This is a genomic window from Chryseobacterium sp. DT-167, from assembly GCF_058310155.1.
Window position 1 is genome coordinate 1 of sequence record NZ_JBZEEQ010000001.1, and the last position, 16,689, is coordinate 16,689.

Sequence of the window (16,689 nt, forward strand, 5' to 3'; positions counted from 1 at the left end):
CGAACACAGAAGTTAAGCCCACCAGCGCCGATGGTACTGCGAAAGCGGGAGAGTAGGTCGCCGCCAGTCTTTTTTTTAAAGCTCCTTTATCTGATGATAAAGGAGCTTTTTTTGTTATATACTTTTTTACTTTATAAAAAGTAAAATAAAACTTCAATACTTAAAAGTACTAATGGTCATCATTCCGTATTTAAAAATGCGAGATCCTGAATTTTATTTCTGGGAATGACCGTACGGTTAAAAATTCGGTACTGCAAAATCAATTGAACATTAGAAAGTCATCAACTGTTATATTTGTTCATAACGAACGGGTAGCTGGAAGAAACGATTTGCTTTTAGCATTATATAGTAAGCTTGAAGTCAAAAACCTGGCTGCCGAATATTGGCTTAACCAAAATAGTATGACTGCCTGGTTTTTCTTAGCCCGGATCGCAGTGGCATCCTTTTTTGTTCACTGGAAAATGCAAAGACAACAAAAAAGATACAGCGAAGAACCGGAAACAGCTCCTGATTATTAAAAGGAATGACTGAAAGATTAAAAGTTCAGCTTTATAAAATCAAAATTAGAAATTAAAAACCTTCAGGAATTAAATATTTGTTCATAACCGTTAGCTGGAAGAAATTGAAAGATGAAGTGTAAAAGTTCGAATGAGATTAATATGTTTTTTAATAATAAGAATGTGAACCAGAAAATATAATTTCTACCTGTAACTTAGAGGATCTCTCTAAACAAAAACAGAAATTAAATGAATTACAAACGTTAAACGGCTTAGGCTTCTGTTGCTTTAGTGTCCCTTCTTACAGATCCTTAGTTATTCAATAGTAAAGTGAAAAAATTGATATAAGAAATAAAAATCCCGGCACTCAGATTTTTTAAGTGTCGGGATTTTTTAATGTAAAAGCAATTTACTTCAATGAAAACTTCACTTTCGTTTTGATCGCATCTGAAGAATTTCCGATTTGTGCTTCAAAATCGCCTGGCTCTGCAACCCAATCATGTTTATTTGCATCATAAAAACTTAAAGCAGTTTTATCAATCGTAATGCTTACTTCCTTTTCTTCGCCCGGATTTAAAAATACTTTTTCAAACCCCTTTAATTCCTTCGTTGGTCTCGGAACAGATGACTTTAGATCGCTGATATACAATTGTACTACTTCTGCTCCCGCTTTTTTACCCGTGTTTTTTACCGTAACCGTAAATGTAATTTTATCGTCCTGACCAATAATTATTTTATCGGCTTTAGCCTTCCCGAATTCAAAAGTTGTATAACTTAAACCATGACCGAAACTGAATAAAGGTTTAATTTTTTTCGTGTCATGCCAACGATAGCCAACAAAAATACCTTCATTGTAAGTAATATTGATCGGGTTTTTCTGATCTTTACCTTTTCCGGCAGCCAGTTCTTGCTTGTTTCCAGGGTATTCTCCCATTGCATGAGCGGCATTATCTTCAAGTTTTACAGGGAAAGAGAACGGCAGTTTTCCTGAAGGATTTGCATCACCTGCCAGAATAGAAGCAATAGAATTTCCTGCTTCCGAACCTAAATACCAAGCCTGAAGAACTGAAGGGACATCTTTGATCCACGGCATTGCAACTGCATTTCCAGAAACCAAAACTACCGCAAAGTTTTTATTAGCTTTTGCCAAAGCAGCAATCACACTATCCTGATTGTATGGTAATCCATAACTTTTTCTGTCATTTCCTTCACTGTCCTGAAAGTCAGATTTATTTAAGCCACCAACGAAAATTACGTAATCAGATTTTTTTGCCAATTCAACAGCCTCATTCAGCAATTCATTGGCAGAGCGGTTGTCTTTTAAATCCTGACCAGATTTTACACCATTATATTCTCCGCCGGTATCACCTACATAACCTCTTGCAAATTGCACATCTGCCTGTTTTCCGAATCTGGTTTTGATTCCGTCTAGAGGTAAAGTTTCATATTTTGCTTTTAAAGAAGATGAGCCACCACCAACGGTCATTATTTTGATCGCATTCTCACCAATGACAGCAATTTTTTTAGCTTTATTTAAATCAATTGGAAGTACATTTCCCTGATTTTTTAAGAGAACAATTCCTTCTTCACCGATTTCTTTAGCAACCGCTTTATGTTCTTCAGAAGCCACATTTCCGAAAGGTTTTTTCGTATTCATCGTGGTTTTATAAGCCAGATTCAAAAGTCGTGTTACTTTATCATCCAGTTCTTTTGTTCCTACTTTTCCTGATTTAATTAAATTTAAATAAGGCTGAGCAAGATAATAGTTGTCATAGGCGTTTTTTGTTCCGGCAGAAAGTCCGTTGGTCCAGCTCCCGAATTCAAGATCCAGCCCGTTATGGATGGCTTGCTCGGTATTGTTCACTGCGCCCCAATCGGAAACTACGACACCTTTGTAACCCCATTCTTTTTTCAGAATATCATTTAATAAATATTGGTTTTGACTTGCATATTGACCTTTATACATATCATAAGCTCCCATGATTGTCCACGAGTCTCCTTCTGTGACTGCTGCTTTGAATGGCGGAAGGTAAATTTCGTATAAAGTTCTTTCATCAATATTGACATTGCTCGTATGACGAAACATTTCCTGGTTGTTGAGTGCATAATGTTTTACGGAAGTGGCAACACCGTTTGACTGTACCCCTTTGATGTAAGGGACAACCATTTTTGAAGTCAAATAAGGATCTTCACCCATGTACTCGAAGTTTCTTCCGTTGAGGGGAGTTCTGTAGATGTTGACTCCGGGTCCGAGGAGAATATCCTTTTTCCTGTATCGTGCTTCTTCCCCCAAAGCTTTACCGTAATTCCATGACATTTTTTTATTCCAAGTTGCAGATAAAGCGGTCAAAGCAGGATAAGCAATGATGGAATCGTTCGTCCAACCGGCTTGATTCCATTCGTCCCACATTACCTCCGGTCGCACTCCGTGAGGTCCGTCTGTGGTCCAGAATTCTGGAATTCCCAATCTTGGGACTCCGGGAGAACTGAATTTTGACTGTGCATGAAGCATTGCCACTTTTTCCTCCAAAGTCATTCTCGAAAGTGCGTCTTGCACACGTTGCTCTACGGGTTTTGATTCATCAAGATAAATTGGTAGAGTAGTATTTTGAGCCATAGAATGAGCAGATATTAGTGTGAACAAACCTACAATGGCAGTTTTCTTTAGCATAAAAACCTTTTTATTGATTATAAACAAAAGTAGTAAAATTATTTATTATCTCATATTGAGAAAATAAATTTTGGTTATTAAATGGTTATCATGTGCAATTCAATAACTCATTTATTTATACTTAAAATGTTTACTTTTTATTCTAGTGACAATGCAAATTTATTTCAAACAGCCAAAATTTAGTTGAATTTTAAAACGACTTAGAGAGGACTGATTTTTTGCAACTCATTTTAGAACTACCCGTTTTTTCTTCGAAATCTACCCATCCAGTTTTCTACTTTGCTATTAAAATCCTTTTACAGCACCTCCTTTAAAGATTTCATCTGCTTTTTTTGCAACTTCTTCAGACTGATAAGCTTTGAGAAAATTCTTCACTTTTTCGTCATTTTTATTATCTTCTCTTGAAACCACGACATTCATGTAAGGTGAGTTTTTATCTTCTTTAAAAAGTCCATATTGATTGGCATCAAGTCCGGCTTGCGCTGCAAAATTATTGTTGATGATAGCAATCACCACTTCCTTATCATCCAAAACTCTTGGCAATTGTGGTGCTTCTATTTCCAGAATCTTCAGTTGTTTAGGATTTTCTGTAATATCGGTAACTTTTGGTAGTAATCCGACACCATCTTTTAATTTTAATAATCCATTTTTCTGAAGAAGAAGCAAAGATCTTCCCCCATTCGTTGGATCATTGGGTATTACAATTGTGCTTCCATTCAGTAACTGCGCAATGCTTTTAATTTTCTTTGAATAAGCGATAATTGGATAAACAAAAGTATTTCCGATAACGGCCAATTTATATCCACGTTGCTTCGATTGTTCCGTTAAATAAGGAACGTGCTGAAAAGCATTTGCATCAATATCACCATTATTCAGAGCTTCATTGGGAATTACATAGTCGTTGAAAGAAATCAGTTCAACTTCAAGATTATATTTTTCTTTGGCTACTTTTTTCGCTGTTTCGGCAATTTCCTGTTCAGGACCTGAAGTGATTCCCACTTTAATGTAATTCGGGTCATCTTTTTTGGGTGAATTACATGCGCTCAATGATAACAAACCTGCTGCTACAAAACTTAGAATTTTTATTTTTTTCATTGTAAATTATTTTTTAAAACTGTATACTATTTAACTGTGAAACTATTTAGACTCAACGGTGATCAAACCTCTTCGCCAATCGATCCCCTGCAAACTGAATGATAAACACCAAAGCGACAAGAAGACCAAGAACCAAATTCATAATCACAGCATCATAACCGATATATCCGTACTGATAACCGATTTGTCCCAATCCGCCTGCACCGACTGCTCCTCCCATTGCAGAATATCCCACCAAAGTAATCAGCGTAATACTTGCATTGTTGATGAGCGATGGCAATGCTTCCGGTAATAAAACTTCTCTGATGATTTGAAACGGACTTGCTCCCAAAGCTCTTGCAGTCTCAATCAAACCCTGCGGAATCTCAAGCAGACTGTTTTCAACCAATCTTGCGATAAATGGAGCTACACCGATACTTAAAGGAACCAGAGCGGCATTCACCCCGATTGAAGTTCCTGCTAAAGATCGTGTAAACGGAATCATCCACACAATCAAGATGATAAAAGGAATGGATCTGAAAATATTGACCAAAACAGAGAAAATCCTGTTGTAAATAACATTTTCTAAAAGCTGACCCTTTTTCGTCAGAAATAAAAGAATCCCGACCGGTAACCCTAAAACAAATCCGAAAAATCCGGATGCAAAAGTCATAAATATCGTCTCCCAAAGTCCTTTAGATAAAAGGGAAATCACGTTTTCATTAAGCATATCCTCTTAAAGTATTTTGAATTTTATTCTGGTTAAAATAATAGATCGCTTTTTGATTTTCTTCATATTTTCCTTTTAAATGAAGCAGCAGTGTTCCGATGTTTGCGCTTCCCAAATATTCTACATCAGCTTTCAAAAGCTGATATGGGATTTTATATTCGTCGTATATTTTTGAAAGCAGCTGTTCAACGCTGATGTCTTCGTTAAGTTCAATTTCAACCAACGGAAATAGGCCGTCCTGCGGTTCTTTCTGAAGTGTTCTTGTGAATTCCTGAGGTATTGTCATATTTCCTGAGTTTATAAATTGTTTGATGATCGGATGATCTCTGTTTGAGATAATTTCCTTTAGTGTTCCTTTTACGACCAGCTTTCCTTTGTCGATGACGGAAACGTGGTTGCAGATGGCTTTAATAACATCCATTTCGTGGGTAATCAGCAGAATGGTGATTCCCAGACGGTGATTGATATCTTTTAAAAGTTCCAAAATGGATTTTGTTGTAGCGGGATCGAGTGCGCTTGTCGCTTCGTCACAAAGTAGTAAATACGGATCATTGGCTAAAGCTCTCGCAATGGCCACCCTTTGTTTTTGTCCGCCCGAAAGACTTTTAGGATAATCATTCGCTTTGTCTTCCAGTCCGACGATTTCTAAAAGTTTATTGACTTTTTCGCGGATCTGATCTTTTTTAAGCTGATCCAATTCCAGAGGAAGAGCTACATTCTCAAAAACTGTTCTTGAAGAAAGCAGATTAAAATGCTGGAAAATCATCCCGATTTTTTTGCGCTCTTTTGCCAGTTGTTTCGAATTTAATTTTGTGAAATCTGTCCCATTAATGATGATTTGTCCCTGATCTGGTCTTTCCAACAAATTGACGGTTCGGATCAATGTACTTTTTCCGGCTCCGGAAAACCCGATGATTCCTACAATGTCGCCTTGTTCAATAGTAAGGCTCACATCATCCAAAGCCTTAAAAGACTGTTTCTTCTGATGGAATGTTTTTGATATGTTTTTAATTTCTATCATTATTTATTTTATTACATGGGTTGATAAGGTCTGCTGATTCTGCTAAACTGTCTGACTGTTCTTCTGATTTTTGCTTTTGACCGTTTAGAAAGTTTAAAATATTTGGTAACGTTTGTTAAAAGAACTCCGATCAGTATGATAAGCAATCCATACAATTGATTTCCGTTAATGGTCTGATTAGCAATAATAAATCCTGCAATAACAGTAACAATCGGATTGATATAAGTATGCGTACTGACAATGGCTGCAGGTTTTACCGATAAAAGCCAGATGTACGAAATATAAGCGATGATAGATCCAAAGAAAATCAAAAACAGCAAACCCAACCAAGCCGAAACCGGAACTGCTGTGATTGAAAAACCTGCCCATTCATTTCTGAAAAGTGCGACTAAAAATGAAGCAAGACCTGCAACGATCAACTGTTGAGAAATATTCATAAAAGTTGAATGATCAGCCGGATTTTTCTTTGAATATAAAGATCCCAAAACCCACGCAACCGAACTTAATGCGAGAACAATAAAGGCGATTATTCTCAATGAAGCATCTATATTTGCAGTGTGCGTATTCACACTTCCGTTTAAAAATAAAATCAGTCCGGCAAATCCTAACAGTAACCCAATCGAAATAAATTTGTCTGAAAAGTAATAGTTCCAGTTCTTTTTATCGATGGCAATGAACCAAAACGGTCCGGTTGCAATTGCGATTGCAGCTTCCGATGCAGTAACGTATTGCTCACCCCAAGCAACAAGACCTGTTCCTCCGGTCAGAATCAGAATGCCTGTGACTGCATTTTTCCGCCAGTTTTTCAGGGAATTGGTTTTTTCACCTTTTACGGTTAAATAAACGATGAGTAAAATTCCGGCAGCAAAGAATCTGAATCCCGAAAGTATAAAGGGCGGAAATCCTGTCAGCCCGAATGAGATAGCGAGAAAAGTAATTCCCCAGATGATATAAATATTAGCAAAGGCTACAGGAACCAGCCATTTGTTTTTAAAATCAGTTGTTTTCATATTGTTTTTATTTACTGGTTTTTTCAAATAAAAAAGGCTCTACAACGTGGTAAAGCCTTTAAAAAATATGTCATAATAAAAGTAAGGTCATCCACTAAAATTCATATATAAAGGCATACAGCAATACATCATCATGTGCATGATGTTGATCTTCTTCATTGAATTGTATCTGAATTTTGTTTTCATTTTCATTTCCAAACCTGATTACGGTTGCAAATATAGAACATATATTTTTATTAGTCTACTTTTTTAGTAGACTTTTTAATGATTCATATTTAAGCATTTGATTTTTAGATATTTATTTTTTAATTAAAATAATATTTCTGTTTTTATTTAAATTAAATTACTTTTAAAAAATGAAAATTCAGATCATCAGCGATTTGCATCAGGAATTTGGCTTTACTGATTTGTCTTTTGATAACGCAGATGTTGTTGTGTTGGCAGGAGATGTCAATTTAGGAACGAAAGGAATTGAGTGGATTAAAACTAAAATCCCTGATAAACCTGTTATTTATGTTCTTGGAAATCATGAATATTACAAAGGTTCTTATCCGAAAACTTTAAACAAAATTAAAGAAGCAGCAAAAGGTTCTAATGTATTTTTGCTCGAAGATTCTTTTGTGGATATTGAAGATATACGATTTCATGGAGCTACTTTATGGACGGATTTTTCGTTGTTCGGAAGTCCGATGGCTTATGGAAGTCTTTGTCAAACTCAGATGAATGATTATAAACTGATTAGAAGAGATCCTTCTTATTCCAAAATGCGGAGTATTGATACTTTTAAAATCCATCAGTTCTCAAGGCAATGGCTGAAAGAAAGTCTGGAAAACTCAAAAGGAAAGAAAAATGTTATTGTTACTCATCACGCACCGAGTTTACAGTCAGTTCCCGAACACTTTAAAAATGATCCTGTAACTTCTGCATATGCTTCAAACTTAGAAAATTTTATCGAAGAACATCAGCCAATCTATTGGATTCATGGGCATATTCATACGCCTTGCAAATATAAAATTGGTGAAACAGAAATTATCTGCAATCCTCATGGCTATGTTACTGAAAAATATAATGGCTATGAGAAAGAACTGATTGTTGAACTGTAATCTTTAAAGTTTATACTCAATATTTTTGATATTCCTAAACTGATAAATCCAAAAAAAATCCCGAATTTTGCACCCCTTTCCATAACCCGATTATTCATGAAGCTTTGTATTGCCGAAAAACCCAGTGTTGCCAGAGATATTGCCAAAGTATTGGGCGCAACCATGCCAAAACAGGGTTATATGGAAGGAAATGGCTATTGCGTGACATGGACGTTTGGACATCTTTGCACTCTTAAAGAGCCGCACGATTACGGTCCGCAATACAAATCATGGAATCTGTTTTTGCTGCCAATCATTCCAAAAAATTTCGGGATTAAATTAATTCCAAACAAAGGCGTTGAATATCAGTTTAAAGTGATTGAGAGACTGGTTGCCGAATGTGATGAAGTCATCAATTGCGGGGATGCGGGACAGGAGGGAGAGCTGATCCAGCGTTGGGTTTTACAGAAAGCAAAATGCGACAAGCCGGTACAGCGCCTTTGGATTTCTTCCCTTACCGAAGAAGCAATCAAAGAAGGTTTTGAGAAATTAAAACCCGCTGAAGATTACAAAAACCTCTACCTCGCAGGAAATGCAAGAGCGATTGGAGACTGGTTGTTGGGAATCAATGCAACCCGACTTTTTACTAAAAAATTTGGCGGAAATAAAGCAGTTTTGTCTATCGGAAGAGTACAGACTCCGACTTTGGCGATGCTCGTTCAGCGTCAGAAAGAAATTGATGCGTTCTCAACCGAAGAATATTGGGAGCTCAAAACCAAGTATCGTGACGTTATTTTCAACGCGGCAATTGACCGATTAAAAACGCTTGACCGCGCAGAAAAGGGTTTGGAATATTTAAAAGTCAACCCTTTTGAAATCCTTTCGTTTGAAATAAAGGAAGGAAAAGAGAAAAATCCAAGACTTTTCGATTTGACCGGACTTCAGGTGGAAGCCAACAAAAAATACGGATATTCTGCAGACAGCACGTTAAAATATATCCAAAGTCTTTACGAGAAAAAGCACGTCACTTATCCTCGTGTTGATACGACCTATCTATCCGAAAGTTTATATCCGAAAATCGGTGGAATTCTTCAAAGCATGGTTATTTACAAAGATTTGATTTCTCCTTTATTGGAAAAGCCGATTCCAAAGTCTAAAGCGGTTTTTGATGATGCTAAAGTTACTGATCACCATGCGATTATTCCAACTGAAATTCCGCCGACTCAGAATTTAATCAGAGAAGAAAAACTGATTTATGATCTGATTGCGAAGCGTTTTATTGCCGTTTTTTATCCTGAATGTAAAATTTCAAATACAATAGTGGAAGCGCAGGTAGGAACAATTCCGTTTAAAACAAGTGGAAGACAGATTCTTGAGCCGGGTTGGAGAGCGGTTTACGCTAAAGATGCAAAAGAAGAATCTTCAGAAAAAGATAAAGACGAGGAACAAAACATTCCTGAATTTAAAGTGGGAGAAACAGGACCGCACGAACCCATGATTCATCAGGGAAAAACTTCACCGCCAAAGCCTTACACCGAAGCAACTTTACTTCGTGCCATGGAAACTGCCGGAAAACAGGTCGATGATGAAGAACTTCGTGAAATGTTGAAGAATAACGGAATTGGAAGACCTTCAACCCGTGCCAACATTATCGAAACACTTTTCAAAAGAAAATATATTGAGAAGAAAAGAAAAAATCTCATCGCCACACAAACCGGAATTCAGTTGATCGACACTATTGAAGATGAATTGCTGAAAAGCCCTGAACTGACAGGAGAGTGGGAACTTAAACTTCGTAAAATTGAAAGCGGGGAGTATGAAGCCAATCAGTTCAAAGATGAATTGATCCAGATGATCAGGGAACTTACCAAAAAAGTAGTTGACGGAAAAGCAAAAGCCTTCACTTTGCACGAAGAGAAAGAAGAAGTTAAAGAAAAGAAAAAACGTGAACCAGCCGTAAAAAAAGAACTACAATCCTGGGAAGAAACAAAATGCCCCAAATGTAAAGAACATCATCTGATGAAAGGGAAAACCGCAGTCGGATGTTCCGATTTTAAAAACTGTGGCTTCAAAGTTTCATTTGATATTTTCGGAAAAAAACTTTCCGATAAACAACTGATGGATTTGGTTTTAAAAGGTAAAACTTCAAAATTAAAAGGTTTTACCACGCATCCGGAAAGTTTAAGCGAAGGTATAATCTCATTGTCTCCAGAATTTATTATCAACCTGAATTCATAAAGTTTTTTTCGTTCGCAGGAATTTCGGCAATCCATTAATTAAGCTTAGATTCATCCGGAATGATAAAATGCTGTTATAGCCATCAAAAAGTTCTAATTCTAAAGGATTATTAATTGATAATATGTTTTTCTACATTTGCCGTTTCAGCACATAGTTTGTCATTCCGGAGGAATCTCAACAACGCATAAAAAACAGTTTATATTCCTCCGGAATGACAAACTATGTGGAGATTTAAGAATTATCAATAATTATTTCAAATATAACCTCATTCTCGCTTCATATTCAGGTTTTGTCTTGAGAAATTTCCAAATCTTTTTATCATCGGGATTGCTCACCCTGTAAAAAATAATTTTATCCGCAGAATATTTAAAATAAGGATGATTTTTCAGCCATTCTTCAGGGGCATCAACCAATGAATACCGTTCCACTTTTGAATTGTCGAGCGGAGCAATACTTAGTAATTTCTGAACCAGTTCTTTGTCAATATTATAGGTTTCTAAAATCTGCTCCTTTGTTATAAAACCACCTAGCTTTTTTCTAAATCCTATCATTGAACCTGCACTTTTTTCATCTAAACCAAATTCCAAAAGCTGTCGGAACGTAATAGAATTCATGTCAATTTTTGAGAAATCTGTCTTTTCCTGTTTTACTTCAGGTTTTTTAGATTCAGCGCTTTTCATGGTTGCCGGATTTAATCTGATGTAAGGTTTCAATTCCGCAAATTTTTCGGGAGAAATCACAAAGCAATTCTGAATATCTTCTAAAGTTTTAAAACTTCCTTTTAGGTTTCTGTCACGATAATTTACGATCACATTGGCTTGTTTTTCTGTAAACCCTAAAGCCATCCAACCATTGACATCCAAAACATTCGGATCGAAAGTTGTTTGCGGAGTTTTGTTTTTAAACGAATTAGATTTTCCAGCATACGCAATAAAATCAGCAGGAGTTTTTGCTGGTAAAAGTAGATATGGTGCAAGTTTTTGATAATTTTCATCATTAATGATAAAACATTCTTTGAATTTTTCTTTGCTGACAAAGCTTCCGCCTAAGTAATTTTTATATTTTAAAATTGCAGCTGACTGCTTCTCAGAAAAGCCCATCTTTTCCCAATCATTTTGAGAAAGTTTATCAGGATTAAATTTCCCTGAAATATTCAGAGAAGTTTTTTCAAATTGTTTGAAATTATAATGACTTGATTTTGCATCTTTATTGCTTTCCGGGAGTAAAATAAAATCCTGCAGTTGAGTAAATTTTTCATCAGAAACTGCATAACATTTTTTAAACTGTTCTTTTGAAAGAAATTTTCCGCCTACAATTTGTTTGTATTTGAGAATGGTTGCGGTTTGTTTTTCGGAAAAGCCTAATTTCAGCCATTGATTTTCATCGAGATCATTTGGGTTAAATTCCGCTAAAACGTTTGTAGGTAAGCTCTCAGAAATGAATTGTACTTCAGGGAAATTTTCTTTTTCCTTATCGGTATATTTCTGAAAACCAAAAAGAATAAGCAACAGTAAACCAAGAACTGCTATCTTTTGATAGTAATTTTTTTTCATCATTTTGTAAAATTAAAAATAAAATTTAATTATGAAAATGATTTTCCGAAAAAATTAAACTTATTTTGTTCTCTTGTTATGAATGAAGAGCTGTACAAGAGAACCTGCGGATAAACCAATAAGAGCACTCATCACAATAGTATTGGCTTCAAAAATAAAACCCATAGTCAGCAGAGCTATTGTGACACCAATCATGATAATAAGGTATTTCCGTTCGATTTTTATCATTGAAATTATATTGATTCACTATCTTTTTCAACCAAAGAATCTTTCAGTTTAAGCAATTCTGCTTTCACAAATTCTAATCGGTCGATGAGAGAAATTGTTTCAGAAATTTTTGAGTTTGTAGTCAGTGCAACACGGGCACCGTCCAAAGTATAGCCTTTTTCTTTCACCAAATGATAAATGATCTTCAGATTTTTGATGTCTTCCGGCGTGAAATAACGGTTTCCCTTTTTATTTTTTTTAGGTTTTATGATGGGGAATTCCTGTTCCCAATATCGTATCAATGAAGCGTTTACATCGAATGCTTTGGCAACTTCTCCTATCGAATAATACAGTTTGTCGGGTAAATTTGTCTTCATTATAGCTGATCCTGAAAATTCAAAGATAAATATTTTTTAAACTACTTCGCAAATCGTAAATTGTCGGCTTTAAATAAAAAGAATGAAAAGGATATTGAATTTAGGTCTTGTTGGTTTGGTTTTGGCATTCCTCAGTTGCAAATCACAAAATTACAATGCTATGTTTGATAATACCGAACCAAAATTAGTTTCAGACCAATTTACTTTTACAGAAGGACCGGCAGCTGACAAAGCCGGAAATGTCTACTTCACCGACCAGCCGAACGATAAAATTTATGTCTGGGACTGGAAAACCAATAAAATCACAGAATTTCTCGATAAAACCGGACGTGCCAACGGAACTTATTTTGACGAAAATGACCATCTGATTACCTGCTCAGATAAAGAAGGCGAAATCTGGAAAATTTCAAAAGATAAATCTGTAGAAGTTTTGTCTAAAGGTTTTGAAGGGAAAAGATTAAACGGTCCGAACGATCTTTGGTTAGATGGAAATGGCGGAATTTATTTTACAGATCCTTTGTATGAAAGAGATTACTGGGAAAATTTTAAAGTGGAAATTCCTGAGAAAAATCTGTATTACAGAAATAAAGACGGCAAAATTTCAAAATTAGAAACTTTTGTGCAGCCGAACGGAATCATTGGAAGTACAAAATTAAAGAAACTCTACGTCTCAGATATTAATGCCGGAAAAACTTATGTCTACGATATTTTAGGTGACGGAAAACTTTCGGAAAAGAAATTATTTTGCGAAATGGGATCAGACGGAATGACACTTGATAAAGAAGGAAACCTGTATATAACAGGCAATGGTGTTACAGTTTTTAATAATAAAGGAGAAAAGATTCACCATATCAAAATTCCGGAAGATTGGACTGGTAATGTAACTTTTGGCGGAGAAAATAAGAATGTTTTATTTATTACCGCTTCAAAATCAGTCTATACTTTGACGACTAAGACAAAAGGATTGAGGTAGATTGAGGGTAAAGCAAAGGTTAAGGTTGAAGTTTTCAGCCTTAACCTTTACCTTAATTTTAATAAGCAACCTCCATTTTCACTTTCTTGCCCTTCAATTTTTCAGTGCTCAGTTTTTTCAATAACTCTCTAACTTTAGTTCTTGAAACGGCAACGTAGGAAGTCGTATCTTTTACTTCAATCAAACCTAAATCTTCTTTCTGCAATTCACCCTTCTTCAATAAATATCCTACGATATCTACTTTATTCACCTTATCTTTTTTTCCGGCGCTGATGTATAAAGTCTGAAATGGCGGATTAGCGGGAACTTTAGAAAATTCTTTTACAGATTCTTCAGGCGTATCTTTTTTGATGAATGGGAATTTTTCTTCTTCAGTCATCACCAGATAAGCAAAACCTTTGGCATTCATTCTTGCAGTACGTCCGTTTCTGTGAATAAATGCATCTTCTGTTGTCGGCAATTGATAATGAACAATCGATTCTACTTCAGGAACGTCTAATCCACGTGCAGCAAGATCTGTTGTGATCAAAACTCTCGCTGTATCATTTCTGAATTTCAGCAAAGCACGTTCTCTTTCGTCCTGTTCCATACCTCCGTGGAAAGTTTCTCTTGCGATGCCTTTATCTAAAAGCAGATCAGCAATACGATCAACGGTTTCTCGGTGATTACAGAAAATCAGCGTTCTTTTATTTCCTATTTTACAAATCAGATGAAATAATGTATCAAGTTTTTCCTCAGAAATCGTCATCACTTTTCTTAACTGAATATCAGGTTTATTTTCACCTAATTTTAAGAAATCAACTATTTTTTCATCTTTCAGACCCGTAAACTTCGGAATTTCATCCATAGAAGTTGCTGAAGTCAGGATTCTCTGAAAAAGGTTGTACATATTCTCAATAATGTATTCCATATCATCATGAAAACCAAGTTCTAAAGCTTTGTCGAATTCATCAAGTACAAGGTTTTTAATCGTTTTTACATCAAGATTTTTATTTCTCATATGATAGGCAATCCTTCCCGGAGTTCCGATGAGTACTGCAGGAGCTTCCTTAAGATTATTCATCTCAATCTTTTTATCGTGACCGCCGTAGCAAACCGTAACTTTGAAATCAGTTCCCATTGATTTGAAAACCTGCTCAATCTGTAAAGCCAGTTCTCTTGCCGGAACCAGAATTAACGCCTGAATTCCTGTAGATTCTTTCTTAAGATTTCTTAGAACAGGAAACAAAAAAGCTAATGTTTTCCCAGATCCTGTAGGCGAAAGTAATACAACATCTGTGTTGTTTTCCGTAGTTTTGTATGTAGATTTCTGCATCTGATTCATATCCTGAATCTGCAGTTTTTTATAAATAGATTCTAATTCCATTTTGCAAAGGTAAGGGATTTTGGAAATTCAACCTATTTTAATGAGATCTTGACTTTTGATTTATTGCTTTGGTAATATTAAAACCGTGGGCAAAAAATTTTATTTTAAACACAATAAGGCATAGAATTAAGTTGCCTTTCCTGGACTAATTTTTATCGGTTTAATATTTTCATAAGGTTCTTTTTCATGTGCGAATTGTAAATTATCAAAAGCAATTGCAGATTTACCTTTATTTATTTCTGTATTTACTATTTTTTCTAAAAATCCAATTCCCATTAATGAAACACCATGATAATCAAAAAGAATAGTATCATTTTTTTCGAAAAGTGCTTTTATAGCAAGAGCCTTTTTATTGTTAAAACTTAAATGCTCATACTTTTTATCTGGACTCAATTTCAGTTCTTCAATAATCTTTATTGCATTTACTTTATTGATTTTCATTACATTAATTAAGTATTTGTTGACTGTCAACGGATTGAAAAATGCCATAAAAGTGTTTTGCTGGTAATTTTTTGCCCAAGGTAAATTAGCTTTTTCTTTCTGGAATCGTTTGATTAATTCTATAGTCAAGTCAAAACCTAACGAGTCATTTTCGTCATTAAAATTAGGAATATATATTCTTATTATGTTCCCACTTCTAAGTTCAAATTCAGGGATTTTAATTCCATTAATTGTAAAATTTTTACTGTGAAAGGTATTTTTTTGCATTTTTATTATTCAATATTGAATCTAAACAATTAAACATAGCTAAAGTATTTATTGCAGTTGAGGTGTAAAAGTGATTATAATGAAAATTCAAAATATTTTAAAGAAATTTGCATAACCAATAACCAATAACCAATAACCAATAACCAATAACCAATAACCAATATTCTATGACTCCCGAGAAAAGAAAACTCATGACCGACAGTTTCAGCCGCTCAGAAACGTTGAAATTTTATAACGCAGAACTTCTTGAAGTAGAAACCGATTTTGTCTCTATCAAAATTCCAAAAATGGAAATGATGACCCGAACCGCCGGAATGTTCAATGGCGCAATGATCGCTTCATTGGTTGATGTTTCGTCTGGTTACGCAGCAGTGAGCCATTATCCGGAAGACTGTTATGTGGTAACTGTCGAGTTAAAAGTGAATTATCTGCGTCCTGCGATTGGCGATGCGTTGGTTTCTAAAGCTTATGTGGTGAAGGGTGGAAGTAAAATTAGCGTGATCAGAACAGAAATTTATACAGTAAACGAAGATCATACTTCAGAAAGCCATGTTGCAACTTCGTTGGTTACAATGATGAAGATAAAATAATTGGATGCAATCGGGATTAATACATTTTCTTATGAATTGGAATGAGTTTTGTTAAATAAGGATAACATAAAAATAAAATACTATGAACTTAATTATTCGACTATTGATCACTGCTGTTGTGGCGTTTTTACTCACAAAAATTTTGCCGGGCGTAGAATTCGCCGGTTTTGGATCAGCAATTATTTTTGCAATTGTTTTAGGATTACTCAATTTATTTGTAAAACCGATTCTCAGTCTTTTCGGATTACCGCTTACCATTATTACTTTAGGGTTATTTGCTTTGGTTATCAACGCAGCAATCGTTCTTATCGCAGATTATTTTATTGACGGAATGGTTGTCAACGGTTTCTGGTGGGCATTTATATTTAGTATTCTGCTTACAATTGTTACTTCGTTGGCGAATTCTATGTTTTCAGATGAAAATTAAATATAAACCATTTATATTAATCTAATCGTCAGTTTCAGCTGGCGATTTTTTATTTGGTGATATTTGGAAAAAGATTTTCATGGCTTACTACATCAAATCTTTGATTTGTATTTAAACAAAACTGTTAATTCTTTCGTTGATTTTTATTTAAAATATTAACTTTGG

The 16,689-nt window shown here is 35.1% G+C and carries 15 protein-coding genes and 1 rRNA gene; 7 read left to right on the forward strand and 9 right to left on the reverse strand.

The window, feature by feature from the left end; all coding sequences use genetic code 11:
* Together rrf and AC4FQ5_RS00010 are read left to right on the forward strand one after the other, a co-directional pair.
* Positions 1-69: ribosomal RNA gene (gene rrf / locus AC4FQ5_RS00005) — 5S ribosomal RNA — on the forward strand; the annotation flags it as partial.
* Between the two features lie 194 nt (positions 70-263).
* Complete coding sequence (locus AC4FQ5_RS00010; RefSeq protein ID WP_491140448.1) at positions 264-518, forward strand: hypothetical protein; 255 nt, start codon at positions 264-266, stop codon at positions 516-518.
* Positions 519-906: 388 nt separating this feature from the next.
* Here the strand turns inward: AC4FQ5_RS00010 and AC4FQ5_RS00015 are convergent, their stop codons facing one another.
* The 5 genes from AC4FQ5_RS00015 to AC4FQ5_RS00035 all read right to left on the reverse strand — a co-directional run bounded on the left by AC4FQ5_RS00015 (position 907) and on the right by AC4FQ5_RS00035 (position 7,003).
* Entirely contained in the window at positions 907-3,168 is a 2,262-nt protein-coding gene (locus AC4FQ5_RS00015) for a glycoside hydrolase family 3 C-terminal domain-containing protein (RefSeq protein WP_491140449.1), read from the reverse strand.
* 285 nt (positions 3,169-3,453) lie between these two features.
* A complete protein-coding gene (gene metQ / locus AC4FQ5_RS00020) occupies positions 3,454-4,263 on the reverse strand; it encodes a methionine ABC transporter substrate-binding lipoprotein MetQ (protein ID WP_491140450.1) in 810 nt (269 codons plus the stop codon).
* Between the two features lie 52 nt (positions 4,264-4,315).
* A complete protein-coding gene (gene metI, locus AC4FQ5_RS00025; RefSeq protein ID WP_491140451.1) occupies positions 4,316-4,972 on the reverse strand; it encodes a methionine ABC transporter permease MetI in 657 nt (218 codons plus the stop codon).
* Positions 4,965-5,993, reverse strand: coding sequence for a methionine ABC transporter ATP-binding protein (locus AC4FQ5_RS00030; RefSeq protein ID WP_491140452.1), 1,029 nt, complete (start codon positions 5,991-5,993; stop codon positions 4,965-4,967). Before AC4FQ5_RS00030 ends, metI begins: the two co-directional genes overlap by 8 nt.
* Positions 5,994-6,004: 11 nt before the next feature.
* Positions 6,005-7,003 (reverse strand): EamA family transporter, encoded by a 999-nt coding sequence (locus AC4FQ5_RS00035; protein WP_491140453.1) that lies wholly within the window; start codon positions 7,001-7,003, stop codon positions 6,005-6,007.
* Between the two features lie 356 nt (positions 7,004-7,359).
* On the opposite strand from AC4FQ5_RS00035, the gene AC4FQ5_RS00040 reads away from it, so the two are divergent.
* Positions 7,360-8,106, forward strand: a complete 747-nt coding sequence (locus AC4FQ5_RS00040; RefSeq protein ID WP_491140454.1) for a metallophosphoesterase — start codon at positions 7,360-7,362, stop codon at positions 8,104-8,106.
* A 96-nt stretch (positions 8,107-8,202) separates the two neighbouring features.
* Positions 8,203-10,323 carry a type IA DNA topoisomerase gene (locus AC4FQ5_RS00045; protein ID WP_491140455.1) on the forward strand — a complete coding sequence of 707 codons (2,121 nt, stop codon included), beginning with the start codon at positions 8,203-8,205 and terminating at the stop codon, positions 10,321-10,323.
* 248 nt (positions 10,324-10,571) lie between these two features.
* On the opposite strand, the gene AC4FQ5_RS00050 is transcribed toward AC4FQ5_RS00045, so the two are convergent.
* Positions 10,572-11,879, reverse strand: coding sequence for a helix-hairpin-helix domain-containing protein (locus AC4FQ5_RS00050; protein ID WP_491140456.1), 1,308 nt, complete (start codon positions 11,877-11,879; stop codon positions 10,572-10,574).
* Between the two features lie 230 nt (positions 11,880-12,109).
* Positions 12,110-12,460: a MerR family transcriptional regulator gene (locus AC4FQ5_RS00055; RefSeq protein WP_491140457.1), complete on the reverse strand. Its 351-nt coding sequence runs from the start codon at positions 12,458-12,460 to the stop codon at positions 12,110-12,112.
* A gap of 82 nt (positions 12,461-12,542) precedes the next feature.
* On the opposite strand from AC4FQ5_RS00055, the gene AC4FQ5_RS00060 reads away from it, so the two are divergent.
* The gene (locus AC4FQ5_RS00060) at positions 12,543-13,433 is read left to right on the forward strand and encodes an SMP-30/gluconolactonase/LRE family protein (RefSeq protein ID WP_491140458.1); all 891 of its coding nucleotides are present in this window, start codon (positions 12,543-12,545) and stop codon (positions 13,431-13,433) included.
* A 58-nt stretch (positions 13,434-13,491) separates the two neighbouring features.
* Here the strand turns inward: AC4FQ5_RS00060 and AC4FQ5_RS00065 are convergent, their stop codons facing one another.
* Positions 13,492-14,799: a DEAD/DEAH box helicase gene (locus AC4FQ5_RS00065; RefSeq protein WP_491140459.1), complete on the reverse strand. Its 1,308-nt coding sequence runs from the start codon at positions 14,797-14,799 to the stop codon at positions 13,492-13,494.
* A gap of 126 nt (positions 14,800-14,925) precedes the next feature.
* Positions 14,926-15,507 carry a hypothetical protein gene (locus tag AC4FQ5_RS00070; RefSeq protein ID WP_491140460.1) on the reverse strand — a complete coding sequence of 194 codons (582 nt, stop codon included), beginning with the start codon at positions 15,505-15,507 and terminating at the stop codon, positions 14,926-14,928.
* 191 nt (positions 15,508-15,698) lie between these two features.
* On the opposite strand from AC4FQ5_RS00070, the gene AC4FQ5_RS00075 reads away from it, so the two are divergent.
* Together AC4FQ5_RS00075 and AC4FQ5_RS00080 are read left to right on the forward strand one after the other, a co-directional pair.
* The gene (locus tag AC4FQ5_RS00075) at positions 15,699-16,097 is read left to right on the forward strand and encodes a PaaI family thioesterase (protein ID WP_491140461.1); all 399 of its coding nucleotides are present in this window, start codon (positions 15,699-15,701) and stop codon (positions 16,095-16,097) included.
* A gap of 82 nt (positions 16,098-16,179) precedes the next feature.
* A complete protein-coding gene (locus AC4FQ5_RS00080) occupies positions 16,180-16,524 on the forward strand; it encodes a phage holin family protein (RefSeq protein WP_491140462.1) in 345 nt (114 codons plus the stop codon).
* Positions 16,525-16,689 lie beyond the last annotated feature (165 nt).